14 protein-coding genes and 1 pseudogene are annotated in these 16,279 nt (G+C 40.9%); 4 read left to right on the plus strand and 11 right to left on the minus strand.

The annotated features are described in order from the left end of the window. The 5 genes and pseudogenes from OFO12_RS07860 to OFO12_RS07885 form a co-directional block, all read right to left on the minus strand. A partial coding sequence (locus OFO12_RS07860; RefSeq protein ID WP_270870091.1) for a hypothetical protein occupies positions 1 to 4,458 on the minus strand: 4,458 nt, incomplete at its 3' end. Positions 4,459 to 4,691: 233 nt separating this feature from the next. Next, entirely contained in the window at positions 4,692 to 4,907 is a 216-nt protein-coding gene (locus tag OFO12_RS07865; protein ID WP_270862993.1) for a CopG family antitoxin, read from the minus strand. Continuing rightward, positions 4,904 to 5,181, minus strand: a pseudogene (locus OFO12_RS08095) (BrnT family toxin). The gene OFO12_RS07865 and the pseudogene OFO12_RS08095 overlap by 4 nt, the downstream one beginning before the upstream one ends. Positions 5,182 to 5,562: 381 nt before the next feature. Continuing rightward, positions 5,563 to 6,129, minus strand: coding sequence for a PAS domain-containing protein (locus tag OFO12_RS07880; protein WP_270862991.1), 567 nt, complete (start codon positions 6,127 to 6,129; stop codon positions 5,563 to 5,565). Between the two features lie 96 nt (positions 6,130 to 6,225). Next, positions 6,226 to 6,822 (minus strand): IMPACT family protein, encoded by a 597-nt coding sequence (locus OFO12_RS07885; protein WP_270870093.1) that lies wholly within the window; start codon positions 6,820 to 6,822, stop codon positions 6,226 to 6,228. Between the two features lie 74 nt (positions 6,823 to 6,896). Between OFO12_RS07885 and galU the strand changes: the two genes are divergently transcribed. The 3 genes from galU to OFO12_RS07900 all read left to right on the plus strand — a co-directional run bounded on the left by galU (position 6,897) and on the right by OFO12_RS07900 (position 10,664). After that, complete coding sequence (galU, locus tag OFO12_RS07890) at positions 6,897 to 7,742, plus strand: UTP--glucose-1-phosphate uridylyltransferase GalU (protein ID WP_270870094.1); 846 nt, start codon at positions 6,897 to 6,899, stop codon at positions 7,740 to 7,742. Then, the gene (locus OFO12_RS07895) at positions 7,729 to 8,976 is read left to right on the plus strand and encodes a glucose-6-phosphate isomerase (protein WP_270870095.1); all 1,248 of its coding nucleotides are present in this window, start codon (positions 7,729 to 7,731) and stop codon (positions 8,974 to 8,976) included. Before galU ends, OFO12_RS07895 begins: the two co-directional genes overlap by 14 nt. Positions 8,977 to 9,452: 476 nt before the next feature. Further along, a complete protein-coding gene (locus OFO12_RS07900; protein ID WP_270870096.1) occupies positions 9,453 to 10,664 on the plus strand; it encodes an MFS transporter in 1,212 nt (403 codons plus the stop codon). On the opposite strand, the gene OFO12_RS07905 is transcribed toward OFO12_RS07900, so the two are convergent. Continuing rightward, positions 10,657 to 11,028, minus strand: a complete 372-nt coding sequence (locus tag OFO12_RS07905; RefSeq protein ID WP_270862986.1) for an HIT family protein — start codon at positions 11,026 to 11,028, stop codon at positions 10,657 to 10,659. The two genes, OFO12_RS07900 and OFO12_RS07905, sit on opposite strands and share 8 nt — an antisense overlap. Before the next feature lie 73 nt (positions 11,029 to 11,101). Between OFO12_RS07905 and OFO12_RS07910 the strand changes: the two genes are divergently transcribed. After that, on the plus strand, positions 11,102 to 11,479 hold the full coding sequence (locus OFO12_RS07910) for a hypothetical protein (protein ID WP_270870097.1): 378 nt from the start codon (positions 11,102 to 11,104) through the stop codon (positions 11,477 to 11,479). 224 nt (positions 11,480 to 11,703) lie between these two features. Here OFO12_RS07910 and OFO12_RS07915 read toward each other — a convergent pair whose 3' ends face one another. The 5 genes from OFO12_RS07915 to OFO12_RS08100 all read right to left on the minus strand — a co-directional run bounded on the left by OFO12_RS07915 (position 11,704) and on the right by OFO12_RS08100 (position 15,920). Further along, complete coding sequence (locus OFO12_RS07915) at positions 11,704 to 12,708, minus strand: PD-(D/E)XK nuclease family protein (RefSeq protein ID WP_270870098.1); 1,005 nt, start codon at positions 12,706 to 12,708, stop codon at positions 11,704 to 11,706. A 139-nt stretch (positions 12,709 to 12,847) separates the two neighbouring features. After that, on the minus strand, positions 12,848 to 13,477 hold the full coding sequence (locus tag OFO12_RS07920; protein WP_270870099.1) for an SDR family NAD(P)-dependent oxidoreductase: 630 nt from the start codon (positions 13,475 to 13,477) through the stop codon (positions 12,848 to 12,850). Continuing rightward, complete coding sequence (locus OFO12_RS07925) at positions 13,474 to 14,832, minus strand: SPL family radical SAM protein (protein WP_270870100.1); 1,359 nt, start codon at positions 14,830 to 14,832, stop codon at positions 13,474 to 13,476. The genes OFO12_RS07920 and OFO12_RS07925 overlap by 4 nt, the downstream gene beginning before the upstream one ends. Then, positions 14,829 to 15,398 (minus strand): hypothetical protein, encoded by a 570-nt coding sequence (locus tag OFO12_RS07930; RefSeq protein ID WP_270870101.1) that lies wholly within the window; start codon positions 15,396 to 15,398, stop codon positions 14,829 to 14,831. The genes OFO12_RS07925 and OFO12_RS07930 overlap by 4 nt, the downstream gene beginning before the upstream one ends. A 78-nt stretch (positions 15,399 to 15,476) precedes the next feature. Then, entirely contained in the window at positions 15,477 to 15,920 is a 444-nt protein-coding gene (locus tag OFO12_RS08100; protein WP_442868089.1) for a ComEA family DNA-binding protein, read from the minus strand. Positions 15,921 to 16,279 lie beyond the last annotated feature (359 nt).

Genomic DNA, 16,279 nt, shown 5'->3' on the forward strand with positions numbered 1-16,279 from the left:
AACACCAGGTTCGCCTTTTTCAAGAGTAATATCAGCTTTAACTGCGTCATTACCATCTTTGCCATTTAAGCCGATAGTTCCATTGCCATCTTTTGCAGCGATAGTTACACCATCATTGCCATCTTTGTCGATAACTTTGATTTGACCATCTTCGCCAGGTTTTCCAGGTGTGCCATCGCCTGCCTCACCTATTGTTAGGTTATTAGCAAGTTTTAGGTCGTAAGTAGTGTTATTATCACTAGCAGCAAGTTTTAGATTGCCATCTGTGTAAGAGCCATCATCAGGTGCTTTTGTGCCACCATTGACAGTAACTTTTGTTCTATTGCTTTCAACACCTTTTTTGAGTTGAGATACATTGACTGCGTCTGTATCAGCTTCACCAGGAGCTAAATTTGTAATCTTAACTGGATTGTTATTAATGTTATTAGTTAGCGTAACAGTGCTATTTGTATCATCTGTATATTGCACTGGAAGTGTTACTTTGACAGTGAAATCATTTCCGTCCTCTGCGCCATTTCTATCTCTTTCGACAGTCACATATTGATCGCCAGATTTGACAGTATCATTTCTGTCATACGCTTTTTTGATAGCATCGTGGATAGTAGTCTCACCAGTACCACCTAGATTTGTAACGATAGTTTTGTTGCCTTCGATTTTAGTTTCGCCACCAAAGAAATTTTTAATATCATTTGAAATTTCGGTTCTATTGGCTTCCATTTGATTTGCTATGCTTAGGATATACTCTCTACCACCCTCAGCATTTAGCGCACTAGCAGTTGTTACACTTACGCTTCCGTCTTTATTGACGACGGTTGTATTAGTATCTACTCCGTCTCCTGCTACACTATATATATCTCCGTTATATCCTATTGAAACAATCTTGTTGTTTTTGATAGTGGCGTTTTGGAATTTAGGGGCAAATGTAACATCATAGCCATTTTTACTAGCATTTTCAGCGGCTGTGATTGTTATACCATCATTACCCTCGACGAAATATACATTTGACCTATTTGTATTTTTGTCTAGTTTGCCCACAGTGCCAGCGATAGCGGTATTTGCGCCTACTTGCCATTGTAACTGATCGTAAGCAGCATATAGTTGCGAGCCGTTGATAGCATCGGTGCTATCTTTTGTGATTAGACCCGCTGCGACATTTTGGATTCTACGCTCTTTATCTTTATCGCCTACGCTTACTACGCCCTTAGATTGCGCACCAGCAAAATCGCCATAAGTCACGCCGCCTACTGTGGCATTTTTTACCTCACCATTATCAGCCGTAGTATCTCCTGTGACATAAGCACTCTCATTGCCTAAGAAAACAGAATTTTCAAGAGCTGTTTTAACATTACTTCCTAAAACATATACATGTTCTAACTTATCTATCTCGTTATCAGAACCCACTACATATACATTTTTTGTATTTCCACTATTTCCTATAACATTTCTATTACCAAAAGAAAAGATATTATTGCTTGTAGTATCGTTCTCGCTTGCTCCATCTTTTGCGCCTTTGCCGAAGTAATTATCATTACCTACTTCATATGATTGATCTGTCAAAAGCACACTTGGATCACCAAATGCACCAGAGTTGTTACCACTGACATTATTATCACTACCCATAGCAATAGATTTTGAGCCAGTTACGACATTTCTATAACCATGAGCAATACTCTCGACACCTGTTTCGGTTACATTGTTATCCATACCGACTGAGAAAGACCTATCAGCGCTTGCGACATTGCCAAAACCAAGAGCGGCTGATTTCTCGCCCTCGGCGACATTGCTCATACCAGCAGCGACAGAGTAAGCAGCAGTGGTGTTATTATCAGCACCTAGTGCCATAGAGTGCGAAGCTGATGCGTTGTTGTCAGAACCGATAACTAGCGTAAAATCAGCAGCCGCGTCGTTTTTAAGACCAAACGCAGTAGAGTAAGTACCACTAGCGCTATTGTATCCACCAACAGCGATAGAGCCGAAGCCTGTTGCGTTGTTTTCGATACCCACAGCCGAAGCAGCCTGATCAGTAGCGCGGTTAAACAAACCTACTGTTATAGTATTATCAGCAGTATTTTTGTTATAGTAACCTGCTGCGATAGAGAAATCTGCGTTTTGAATTTGGTTCATATTACCCAAACCCATGGAGTTTTCAGAGCCTGCACTAATAATATTGATAACACCTATCGCACTAGAATTTGTATCATAAACTTTGTTTTCCAAACCAAAAGCGATAGAGCCTTTGCCGTGTGCTTTGTTGCTTACACCATAGGCATTTGAAGCTATACCAAAAGCTTCGTTTGTAAAACCAATAGCATTTGCAAAGGTATTACTTGCTTCTGAGCTTTGACCTATTGCAAGTGAAGCAAGACCGCTAGCTTCTGTTGATTTATAGCCGTCATTTTTCATCCAGTCGCTATTTGTATCAGAACTTGCGGTCATGTCGCCATTATACATTTCTTGTAAAGCATTAATCCTTTTTGATACATTATTATTGCCGCCGATAAAATTTATATAATCTGTAATCAAACTATATTTATTACCTTCACCGGTATTATCTGTCGCTCCGCCGATATCATCACCACCTATTGAGATAGAACCATATCCCCTAGCTACGGCATTTGCACCAAGTGCCATTGATTGCGAACCGATAGCCTTAGCGTTCGTTCCGATAGCTGTGCTTTGTCCTGCATTATCACTTGCCTTTGATAAATCCTTAGCCAAAGCCATATATCCGATAGCGATATTGCCTTCACCGCCATCACCTTCGGCGACAGATTGAGAACCGATAGCGACGGCACCAACGCCTTGTGCGCTCGACCCTTTTACCACAATCAAATTTCCGTTTTGATCATAAAGAATTTGACCGTTTATTGTATGTTCAGGCTTACCGCCAACATAGTTTGAACTACCGATAGCTATGGCTCCGGCAGAGCCATTAGCAACATCTGAATTCATACCGATAGCTATGCCACGATTAGCTTGGGCTTTTGCATTTTCACCAAAAGCAATAGTATTCTCTTTATCGGCTAATGCACCTTTACCGATAGCATAAGTATTCTTTTTATTTGCTGTTGCACCCGCACCCATAGCGATAGAATTTTCTCCAAGTGCCGTGCCACCGATAGCAGCAAGAGAATTTGCACCATAAGCGTGTGAATTTGCACCAAAAGCAGTTGAATTATTAGCTCCTGCATGTGTTATAGAGCCAAAACCCCAAGCGACAGAATTTGTAGCGTTTGCTTCATTGTATTCACCACCAAGCACAACCGAACCGTCGCCTTTGGCTATATTAAATCTACCGCCAAGAGTAGCTGATCTTTCTCCGATAGCTTTGTTTTCTCTACCACCTAGCGTGGTTGCTGCATAGCCACTAGCTACATTAAGCCTACCACCACCTGCTAGCGAATTTGCACCCGTTGCGTTGTTGTCAAGACCAAACGCCACAGAACTATCGCCCTTAGCAAGAGTATTTCTACCAAAAGCAGTTGATTTATCACCACTAGCATTAGTATCAACACCCCAAGCAGTAGCACCATGTCCTAATGCGTATGTATCGTTGCCAAAAGCAGTTGATTGATTACCATAAGCAGTAGTGCCATTACCAAATGCTGTTGCTTGATTTCCGCTTGCTGTTACATTAGCACCACCCCATGCAGTAGAGTTGTCACCACTTGCTAAGACACCACTACTACCCCAAGCAGTAGCATTATTTCCACTAGCTGTTGCTCTACCCCACGCAGTAGTATCTGCTCCCAAAGCCCAACCAGAACTCCATGCAACAGCGCGCACGCCATTAGCCCAAGCACCACCACCAAATGCAGTTGAAAACATGCCAGTAGCTCTACCACCAGCCCATGCAGTAGAATAAATACCAGTAGCTTGCGAAAAATATCTAGCTTGCGTTCTAGTAGTATCGCCAGATACGCAAGCTTTTCTTAAACCAGTAGTTTGATCTATACAATAATCAGCACTCGCTCCATAGCCCCATGCAGTAGCATTTGTTGCTGTGGCATTTGCTCCACCCCAAGCCAAACTATTCGTTCCAATAGCAGTAGAATTTCTAGTTGTAGGTGTTGTATTTGTAGCATAATTTGCAGTTGTAGTGCTACCATTTTTATTGGTAATTGTAACATTATTTGCAATGTTAGTATGACTACCAGAAACATCACTTCCATCATTCTTTTTAGCTTCACCAGATCCCCATGCAGCTCTGGTTGCACTATTATTTATACCAGGCGCACTAGCAAATGCTGAGCTAGGCACAAAGACTGAACCGAGTGCTAGGGCAGCCACGACCGACATGGTTAATCGCCATGTATTACATGAAGTGATACTCTGAGTTATAAACCCACCAAAACCAGCGCGCTCATCGATAGTTTTTTCGCCACTGTGACCTTTGGCTATCTCAGAGACGACCTTGACGCCGTGTGAGCTCCTTTTGAGCTTATAGACCTTGTTCATGAAAAACTCCTTTTTTCTGCGAACTCAATCGCAAAATGTGATAAATAACTCCGTATTTTATCTCTTTAAAATTTAAAAAAAGTTTAATTACACATTTGTAAAGGATAAAATTTATCGCCGTTTGTTTTGAGCCGTTTTTGGGGGAAATTTGGGGGAATTTTAAAGTCGCTAAATTTGCAAATTTAGCGCTTGGAATTTTAAAGTCGTAAATTGCTTCGTCACAACCAAATAAATTAATTTGCACCAACGACAGCGATATCAAGCTTCTTATCAACGCAATCATTTAAAAAAATGTTGATAAGGGTTTGATATGGCACACCTTTTTTGTCTGCCATTTCTTTGAAATAATCAATCACTTTGCCACTTAAATTTATGGTAATTTGCCTTTTTAGGCTTTTATCTACATACGGATTTCTAACGGCTTTTGAGAAATCATACTCTTTTTTCATAACTGCTCCTTGTATTGTTTTTGCTCGTTTTTAGTAGCTTTTCGTGCCGAGATAATGCGAATAATGTCGCCTTGCTTATAACAATGCACCACAAGCAAAATTCTCTCTTTTAGACTTACGCCCAAAAGCAAAAACCTTTCTTCATCTTCCGAGTGGTCTTCATCGAAAATAACAAGACCACGCTCTCGCCAAAAACACTCTTTGCTTCATCAAAGCTCACACCGTGCTTTGCGATATTTAACCTAGCTTTTACCTCGTCCCACTCATAAGTCATTTTTACCTACTCCATAATTATATTGTAATAATAAAATATTTTTTTAAAAGTATGCTTAAATTACTATATAAATCTCGGGGCAGTGTTTAGGAGTTACGCTAGCGGAAAAAATGCGAAATAAAAAAACCTAGACGCAAGGTCTAGGCAAAGGGGGGAATGAAATTTAAAATTTAAACAAAATTTCAAGTAAAATTTCAAATAATCAAAATTTCGATCACAAATTTAAATGACCAAAATTTCAAACAAAAATTTAAATAACTAAAATTTCAATCATAAAATTTAAACGACTAAAATTTCAAACCAAAAATTTAAAAAACTAAAATTTAAACAATCAAAATTCACAATCCACACAAATTTAAATCATCAAATTTCAAGCCAAATTTAGCCAAAAAGCTTTCTCATCGCCTTGAAAAACAGCGCAGTAATCGGGTTTGACTTGCCAGTAATGCGCACAATCCAGCTCTCATAAGTCTCGCCTTGTTTTTTGAGATACTCGTTTAGAAGCGCCTCGCTAGCCTCCATACCGCCTTGCTCCTCTGCGGCGCAAAGCTTTTTATACAGCGGTTCGACGATATCGATAGCAGCGCGTGGCGGAGCCTTGCGGTAGGCTGTGTATTCGACAATCTCGCCTGTGGCGGGGTCTTTTTTAGGGATAAATTCGGTCATGACCCAGTAGTAACTGCCGTCTTTGGCCATATTTTTGACGACTGCGACGAAATCGCGACCTTTTTGGATCGTATCCCACATGAGCTTAAACGCGATTTTTGGCATATCTGGGTGGCGGATTATGTTGTGTGGCTGACCGAGTAGCTCCTCGACGCTATAACCGCAAATAGCGCAAAAATACACATTGCCAAATGTGATGATACCCTTAGGATCGGTGCGCGAGACGATATACCTGCCCGGATCTAGCTTGATTTCGTTGTTTTTAGGGGTTGGTCTTGGCATTTTTTTCCTTTACGATAAAATTTCTCTCAATTTTACAAAGTGATTTATAAAATTTAACTTAAAATAAAAAAACAACAATAATATTATGCGCTAATTTTAAAATTCAGGCAGTTTAAGTATCTCAAACGGCGCGATGAAACCCTGCGTGAAATCCGCAAAAATCGCTGTTTGCGCCTGAGAAAGAGCGCACGAAAATACAGCCCCTGTGTCGGTGAAATTTAGCGTGTAAGCGAAATTTTGCTTTTTCATAAAGTGCTCAAATTTCGCAATTTGCGCAAATGGCACGAAAAATTCGCAAGGCTTTTTGAGCTCGTATAATACTAGCTCGCTCGCATTTATCGCCAAATTTACAGCCCCGCCATACGCGCGCACTAGCCCGCCAGTGCCTAGCTTGATCCCGCCAAAATACCGCACCACAAGCACAGCCGTGTCAATCAGACCTGCGCCACGAAGCGCATTTAGGCATGATGGCCCGCTCGTGGATTTTGGCTCGCCGTCGTCGCTTTGGTTTTCGACGATTTGAGAATACTCATTTAGCGCTCGATACGCCCAGACGATGTGGCGGGCTTTGGGGTGTTCGTCTTTTAGTCGCTCACGCACGCGCTCAAACTCAGCTAACGGCACCAAATGCGCGATGAAATTTGACTTTTTGACCTCTAAATTCGCGCTAAATTCGCGCTGTATGATATACATTTTCGCCTTTTTGATTAAATTTACCTTTTTTATATTATAATCAAGATTTACTAAAATTTCAAAAGGATACAATTATGATTAAGACTTGCTTATTTCCTGCTGCGGGGTATGGCACGCGCTTTTTGCCAGCCACAAAATCGCTACCTAAGGAAATGCTCCCAATCCTTACAAAACCGCTAATTCACTATGGCGTAGATGAGGCATTAGAGGCCGGCATGGATAATATGGCATTTGTCACAGGGCGTGGAAAGCGCGCTTTGGAGGATTATTTCGATAGAAGCTATGAGCTAGAAGACCAAATCAAGGGCACTAGCAAAGAGTATTTGCTAGATGATATTAGAAATTTAATGTCATCTTGTCAGTTTTCATTTACCCGTCAAGAGGATATGAAAGGGCTAGGACACGCGATTTTCACAGGCAAAACTCTCGTTAGAGATGAGCCATTTGGCGTAGTTTTGGCTGATGATTTGTGTATAAACACCGCTGGCGAGGGAGTGCTAGCACAAATGGTTAAAGTTTATGAGAAATATCGTTGCTCAATCGTAGCCGTAATGGAAGTAGAAAAAGAAGATGTCAGCAAATACGGCGTAATCGCGGGCAAAAGCATCAGCGATGATTTGATTATGGTTAGCGATATGGTCGAAAAACCAGCCCCAAAGGACGCCCCATCAAACCTAGCGATCATTGGCAGATACATACTCACGCCTGATATTTTCGATATCATCGAGCGCACGCCAGCTGGCAAAAACGGCGAAATCCAAATCACCGACGCGCTTTTGGAGCAGGCCAAAAACGGCGTTGTAATGGCGTATAAATTCAAGGGCAAACGCTTTGATTGTGGCTCTGTGGAGGGATATGTCGAGGCGACGAAGTATTTTTATGAAAAAGAATTCGGAAAGAAAAAAAATGATAAAAAATAAACTTTTTTTTACCAAAGCCAAAAACGACGAGCTAAAAAATGTCGCTTTGGCGCTAAAAGATGAATTCGAAGGTGGCGAGATCGGGTATTATCACCTACCAGATAGCGGTGAGAGCGCAATCGCGCAGGCTAGCGAATTTTTAGCTGGCAAAAATTTTAGCGCTGTCGTAGTCGTGGGAATCGGCGGTTCGAGCGTGGGTGTAAGGGCGTTTTACGAAATGCTACGCGAAAAAATAGAGTCAAATTTAAGATTTGAAATTTTGGATAATTTAGACGATTTTAGCGTAAAAAACGCCTTAAATGGGCTCAAATTTAGCGATACACTCTTTATCATCTCGTCCAAATCCGGCACCACAATCGAAACCATTTCGCTATTTAAGGTCGTTTTAGATGAGTTTGGCGCGCAGGATTTGAGCCGTAATTTCATCTTTATCACAGACCCAAATTCGGCGTTAGAAACCTACGCAAAAGCTCAAAACGCCACCGTGATAAATATGCCAGCCAATGTGGGCGGGCGATTTAGCGTGCTTAGTGCAGTCGGCCTCGTGCCAGCTCTTGCTCTTGGGCTTGATGCGCGCGCTTTACTTAGTGGCGCAAAAATGGCGCAAGAAAGGTTTCTAGGCGAAATCCTAAACGGAAATTTTGAAAATTTAAAAAATAACGAAGTCGTGCAAAAAGCCCGCCACTACGCCACTCACAAAAACGCCACAATCAATGTGATTTTCAGCTATTGCGACAGGCTCAAAGCCTTCAACGACTGGTATGTCCAGCTCTGGGCAGAGAGTATCGGCAAAAAAATCGGCTACACGCGCTACGGGCTTACCCCAGTAGGGCTAGTTGGCTCGCGCGATCAGCACAGCTTCTTGCAGCTTATCATGGACGGCGTGAAGGACAAGACAGTAACATTTATGAAGCTAAAAAACTCCGGCACATCGCGAAAAATCCCAAATTTGAGCTTGGGAAATTTGGTTAGTTGCGACTTTGTAAATGATCTAAGCTTAGAAAGCGTGCTAAATTTCCAGTGCGATGCAACCGCACAGGCTGTGATAAACGAAGGCGTGAGCGTCGATGTCATCGAAGTGGGCGCGCTAGATGAGGCAAACGCTGGATTTTTATTTTATTATTTCGAGCTGCTAACTAGCGGGGTTGGGGCGATTTTGGGCGTGAATACCTACGACCAGCCAGGCGTTGAAGCAGGCAAACGCATACTAAAATCAATGATTTTAAATAGATAATTTTTTGAAATTTAGCGCATTAAACAGCTCCTTTCGATGACGATAATCTATCATTGCGCTTCGCAAGCCGGGAATACTGCCTCGATACGCGAACCATTGTCATTGCGAGGAGCGTTAGCGACGAAGCAATCTACGAGTTTAAAATTCCTTGCGCTAAATTTGCTGTCATTGCGAGCGTAGCGAAGCAATCCAGGGAAATTTCCTTGCCTTTCATTTGTTATTGCGAGAAACGGCGCAAGCCGTTTCGTGGCAATCTACGAGTTTAAAAATTTCGGCGCAGTGTTTTTGCAGAATTTCAAAATTTAAATAGAATTTTGCTTTAAATTTTACTGGATTGCTTCGCTGTGCTCGCAATGACAATCAAGCGACGCACAGTCGCTGTCGTGGCGAAAATTTGCCCTATCCAAACCCCATATTTCAGCGAAATTTTCGAAATTTATGAGTAAAATTTAGCCCAAATTTGGCAAGGAAAATTTATGAGAAATCCATTTCACTCCCTCAAATACCGCAATTTCAGGCTTTATTGGATTGGTATGAATCTCTCATTAATCGGCTCGTGGATGCAAACAATCGCGCTTCCCTGGATTGCGCTCACACTCACGCACGACCCCTTTAAGGTCGGTCTAATCAGCCTCGCGCAGTTTTTACCATCGCTACTATTCACGCTATTCTCGGGCGTTTTGCTCGATCGCTTTGACAAGCTTCGCATACTTTTGTGCGCGCAAATCGGCATGATGATTATAGCGTGTATTTTCGCCTTTTTGGCGTGGTTTGAGGCGTTTAACTTCGCAAACATTTTCACGCTTTCCCTCATAAACGGCGTATTTACGGCGTTTGACTCGCCCTCGCGCCAAGCCCTCGTGCGCTCGCTCATCGCTTCTAGCTCCGAGCTTCCAAACGCAGTCGCGCTAAATTCGATCTCTTTCAACCTAGCCCGTATCACAGGACCTGCGCTTGCAGGGCTGATAATGGCGCACTTTGGCGCGAAATGGTGCTTCGTGATAAATGCTATTAGCTTTTTAGCTGTCATTATCTCGCTATTTTTTGTCAAAATTTCTGAGCCCGCAAGCAAAGTGTCGCGCTCAAATTTAAGCCCCCTAGCACTCATTAAACAGGGCTTTTCGTATATGCTTTCTAAAAAAATTTTAAGCGAAATTCTTTTTATTGTGTTGATTTTATCGACCTTCATACCTAATTACAATATCACAATTTCAGCCTTTGTGAAATTCGATTTGGCTCAGGGCGAGCGGTATTTTGGGTATTTGATGTCGATTTTGGGGCTTGGGGCACTGTGTGGGGCGCTGTGCGTGGCTAGTTTTGGGAATTTGTCGCTGAAATCTATCCGTATTTGCGCCGTGCTTGTGTGCGTAATCTGCGCGCTGGCTGGGGCTGTGGCGAGCTTTGCTTACAATGCTACGCTAATCGCGCTGCTTGGATTTTTTTTCGTTTTGACAAACTCGTCGATGAACTCGACCGTGCAAATGCACACCAGCAACGAATTTCGCGGCAGGATAATGAGTATCTACACTCTATTTTTCTTAGGAAGCACGCCATTTGGCGCGCTTTTTGCGGGGTTTTTCACGGATAAATTTGGCGCAAAATTCGGCTTTTTTATCAGCGGATTTTGCGCGCTAATTTTGCTTTTGGCTCTGTTTTATCTGCGTAGAAATAAATCAAAACCTACTTAAACGCTATCTTTAAATTTGCGCTTAAAATTTGGGCAAATTCGTCGAAATTTGGCAGATCGAGTTTGGCTTTTCGCATTTTTTTGCCCCACATACTCTCAGGGAAAAAGCTGTCGTTTTTAAACCTAGCTTGCAGGTGAATATGGACTTTGGGCACATAGTTTGCGAAGCTTGCGATATTGATTTTATCGGGGTTGTAGAAGTCTCGCATGCTCCTTTCGCACTCCAAAACAGCCGCCCAAAGGTGTGCAATCTGCTCGCTTGGCAAATCCGTAATCTCCTTTGCTTTCGTTTTGGTGAAAATTTTAATCCACGGGATTTCGCTCTCCTCGCGCTCGATAAAAATTATATCATCTTCGTATATCATATTTTCTCCTTATAAAAATATGGAATTTTAAACAAAATTTAATTAAAATCGCGTAAAAATTTAAAGGAAATCCGTGAAAATTGCCGTTGTAATCTATGATAATTTCTCGCTTTTAAACCTAGCCCAAATTTTGAACGCCCTGAGTGCTTGCCAGCACAAAGTGCGAATCTATGCGCTCAAAGAAGCCGTGCAAAGCGCGCAAAAAGCCTGCGTGAGGGCCGATGTCAGCGACGATAGCCTCTATGGAAACGACGCCGTGATCGTCTGCGACGGAGAGTGCGAGGATTTGGTCTATAACTCGATCTTTACCGCGTGGCTTCGCTCCGGCGCAATGGCGCGCAAAATCATCGGCTTCGGGCGCTCTGCTTTGCTTTTAAATGCGGCGAAATTTGAGAATTACACCATTTTTGACGATTTTAGCAAAGATGAATTTTTGCAAAATTTAGTATAAATTCCGCTGTCGCAAGCTTAAAATACTGCGCCGAAATTTTGAGTTTGTGTAAAATTTCAAATTTTGCTTTTAAGTGTAGTAAGCCCGCAAAGCTGGCGCAATAATCTACAAAGTGTTTTAAATCATAACAAATTAAAGTCTAAAAAATGCACTCAAAGCCCCACTTACTGTGTTTTGCGCTATATTTTTCAAATCTTAAAAATTATAGCTCATAGTCCAATTTTCTATTTTTCACTCATCAACTCAGGTATATGTTTCAAAAAATCAGTAAAAGATACACATCTATTTTTTGGAATAGCGGCAGCAATCCAATTTTTGCCTCTTCCCTTTTCTATTCCGCCGTCTTTTTTCAATGGATTTTTAAAGCTGAATTCTTCTTCTAGAAAATAGTATGTATATAATTTATTTTCGTTTTCTTTATTTTTTATCGCTATGCCTTTTTTCCATTTTTCGATTAACTCTTTTTTATTAGGCAATTCTTTTTTATCAAAAAAGCTTTCAAATCTTTCAACGAAATTTCCTATTTCATTAGGTTTTGCAGTAATAATTCCCAATATTTTTGATAAGGATTTTATTCCTTCGGTGTCTTTATTTTGCTTAGTAAAATATGGAGCGAAGTATAACGGAGCGCCGTGAAGTTCGCCGGTTCGATATACGGAACAATTATATCTTTGTATTTCTTTTTCATCGCCTAAATCTTGTATAAGTATTTCTTTGGTATTCATTTTTAAAATCCTTTCTGAAAATTTAAGAAAATTTTTAACCAACTCATTTGATAAAAAAGTTTTATTATCAAATTCATCAACAATATCACGCCAAGATAGAGTAATCACTTCTATTTCATTTTCGCTTGAATAATTTGAATCGTGAATTTCAGTAAGTAAGCATAAAATCTTTTTTTCACATTTATTGTCAAATTCTTTATTATACTGAGTTCTTTGTTTATCTACTTTTCCGCCTTTTATTTTACACTCAACGATTATATGTATTTTCTCATTGTCAGTAATTTCTATATCTGTTATTCCTGCATCTCGATTTTTTTGAATTTCTATTTGATATTTTGAATAATCTGTTTTTCTAATACCTACAAGTTTTAAGAATTCAAAAAAGCAATCTTGATTTACACTTATTAAATATGCAAAAGCTTTTGATAAAGCATTTTCATTATCGCCTAATATATCAAAATAATTATACGGACTTGAATTAGAATTTGGGTATTTTAGTATCATTTTTGCCCTTTTCAAAAATATTTACATTATAATACCCCCCCCTTAATCAAAACTAAAATTTGCAATATTGATTTATAAACTATTTTAAAAGTAAATTAGTCTAATCGTAGCAAAAACTATACGCAAAAACGCCAAAATTTTATTTTTTCACTATTCCCACGATACGCGGACGAATTACGATTTCGCTCAAATTTGACTTGGTTTTATACGCCTCGTAGGCGAAATTTGCAATCTCATCTGGGTCGATATAGGCGTGCTCATCGCTACTCGGCTCGAAGCGCAAATCCGCAAAAAAGGGCGTTTGCGTCATATCGGGGCTTATGCAGGTTACGCGCAAATCCTTGCGATACTCTTCAAACAAACATAGCAAAAACGCTCTTAGTCCCGCCTTAGAAGCCGAATACAGCGCGCTAAATCGCGAGTGTCTGTGCGCCTCAATCGAAGCAATGCCGATAATATGGGCGTGCGAGCGTTTGAGCGAATTGATTAGCGCATTTAGGATTATCAAATTTGCGCTTAAATTCACGCTTATCACGCGCGAAATCTCGTCCCCACTCACCGCCTCGAAAGGGTCGAAATTCCCCACGCCAGCGCATAAGATCACAGCATCGAAGCTCTCTTTGCTCAAATTTGCTAGCTCTTTTTTAAGCGAGGCAGTATCCTCGAATCTCGAATTCAAGGTTAAAATTTCAAAGCCGTTTTGGCTAAATTTCCGCGCTATCGCACTGCCGATCCCGCCACCTGCGCCCGTAATCAACGCTTTTTTCATCGATTTTCCTTTATTTTGCGCATATACGCCTCTTTCATCGCGCGCTCGAATTCGTCGTTGCTGGCAAACTCGCGCCCAAAAACCTCGCCCCAAAGCGTCTCGTCTTCCATGCAAAGATAAAAAAACACTTTTTCATGCCACGCGCGCAGGCTAGAATAGGCGAATTTAAACATTTTGAGTTTGATATTTTTAGGGTATGAAATTTTGCCATTTGCCTGCGAAAATGGCATTTGCAAAATTTTGCTTTCTAAGCCTCTGGCGCGCAGTTTTTTGATAACTGGTTTTATAAATGTCAGCGTGCCAAAGGATACAAGTGCTACGCTACTAGGGTCAAATTCGCGCACCAATCGCGCAAAAATCGCGCTGTATTCATCACGCCAACCTTCGAAATAAATCATCGGGTGAAAGTGAAATCCCACCAAAATGCCCTTTTGCGCCAGTTTTTTGGCAGCATTTAAGCGCTCATCTAGGCTAGCGCTGAGATGTTCTTCATTTTCGATAATGATTTGCGGATTTAGCGAAAATGTCACGATGATGTTGCGCGAAATGTCGTTTTGCAAAAAAAAGGAAATATTATTCGACTTGCTTTTTAGCTCTAAAATCACATTTTCATGCGCTCTGGCGAAGGAATTTAGCGCGCTTAAAATGCCGAAATTATCGCCCCACATGAGCGAATCCGAGCTCTGACCTGTGCCGATATGATAAATTTTATCACTATCAAGGTGCAGTTTCGCTAGATTTGCGCCGAAATTTTCGTCAAATCCCACGACGCCTTTTTTGTAAAACGAGCCAATCGCGCAATACGAGCAATCAAACCCGCACGAATTGACCGCATCGAGCGTGAGTAGATTGCAGCAACGCGTCCCCTCACTAGCGACAGGACAGCGACCAAGGGCTAGCTTTTCGCCCGCAAAACGCGATATTTCGTAGCGTTTGGGCGTATAGTGCGGAGTGAAATTTTCATACGCAGGCGGGCGCGATTTGATTAGCTCATACGCGGATTTTATGCGCGCGAAAACCTGCTTACAAGCGTAGTTTAAGGCGGGTTTGGATTGTAAATTTGGCTCTGAATTTACGCTAGGATTTTCGGCGAAATTTGCGTTAGAATTTTCGGCGAAATTTGCGTTAGAATTTCCGCTGAAATTCGAAGCAAAATTTACGCCACGATTTTCGCCAAATTTCGCTACTTTTAAAATTTCCCCCACATTTTCGCCCCAAGCCTGCAAATCAGCGCAAATTTCAGCAATTTGTTTGCGCTCTTGGAAGCTAAAATGCCCTGATAGAAAAAATTCGCGCAAAAGCTCGCTATTTTCGGCATTTAGTGCGAGTTTGAACTCGCCGTTTATTTCACTCATAACTCTCCTATTTTTTTCGCATGCGCCCTAAGCAGCGCACAAGTGCTGGCTTTGTCGATTTTAGCGTCGATTAAATGATCGCTTACGACCTTGTAGATTTTAAATTTCACGCCAAATTTAGCGCAAATTTCTTTGAATTTCGCGCTTTCCATGTCGTATAAGTTTATCGTGGGCGCCGAAATTTTCGTAGTTTGCGGGGTGCTAACGCAGATTAGGCTCGCCCCTTTTGGCGCACTGTTTTCGTCCCACAAAAACCCATCGCCGACACCGATTTCATCGCTATTGCAACCACAAATTCCAAAATTTATGGCTGTTTTGGGGCTAAATTTCGCCAAAATTTCGCCAAAAATTTGCGCGTTTTCGCCGTTTTTGCCAAAGCCCACACCGCAGATAAAAAGCAAAATTCCCTCGCCTAGCCACACATTGACGCTTTTTTCGCCAAAACTTGCGCCACTCTCGCCAAATTTAACGCCCTTTTCGCCAAATTTAACGCTACTTTTTTTTAGTCTAAATCTCTCCACCAGACCCTGCGCCTCGGACTTCGTGGCGCACACGAATACTCTCATAAACTCTCCTAAACCTCGCATTTTAGCAAGCCAAGGCTAGAAAAAAGCTAAATTTATAAGCCTTTTCTTTTGATTTAATTACTCGCTCACAGCTTTTTTGATTTTTTTAGCTTCATCTGCCATATCTTTTACTTTTTTGGCTTTTTTAGCTGTATCGGTGCTCGCGGCTTTGTCTTTTAGATTTACGACCTCTTTTTTGACCTTTTTATCGGCTTTTTTTGTGGCTTTTTCTTTTTCTTTTTTCACGGTAGATTTTAAGTCGCTAGTGTCCGTCTTGCCAGTAAGAGTTAGGTCGTCTTTGATAGCCTCGAAGCGCTTCTCGCCGATGCCTTTGATGTTTTTAATCTCGTCGATTGAGTTAAATTTGTTGTTTTTTCTGTATTCGATGATAGCCTCAGCCTTGGCTTCGCCGATGCCAGGAAGTGCCATTAGCTCGTCTTTTGTGGCGGTGTTTAGGTTGATCCCAGCGAAAGCTAGGCTTGCAAAGATTGCGGTTGTTGATAGGATTTTAAAGATTTTCATTTTTTCTCCTTTAATTGATTTGAAAAATAATTCTAAATTTAAGCTACTTAAAATTTAATAATTTTTTTAAATTTTGATAAGAATAATTTTAAAATTTAGCGATAAAGTTAAATTCACAAAGCGAAATTTTAAATTTAAAGATAAAATTTATAGAATTTGGAATTTTAAAATTTAAAAACTACAAGTAAAATTTTAAAAATTTCATTGTAATTGATTTAAAATTTGATTGACATAAAAATTTAATTGATTTAAAAAAGCATAAGAATAAAACAAAGTCCGCAACGACCTACTTTCCCAACATCCGAGTAACGGAGAGTATCATCAGCCATGATGAGCTTAGCTTCTTGGTTCGGTATGGA

The organism is Campylobacter sp. JMF_04 NA10 (assembly GCF_027737655.1).
Classification (GTDB): domain Bacteria; phylum Campylobacterota; class Campylobacteria; order Campylobacterales; family Campylobacteraceae; genus Campylobacter_B.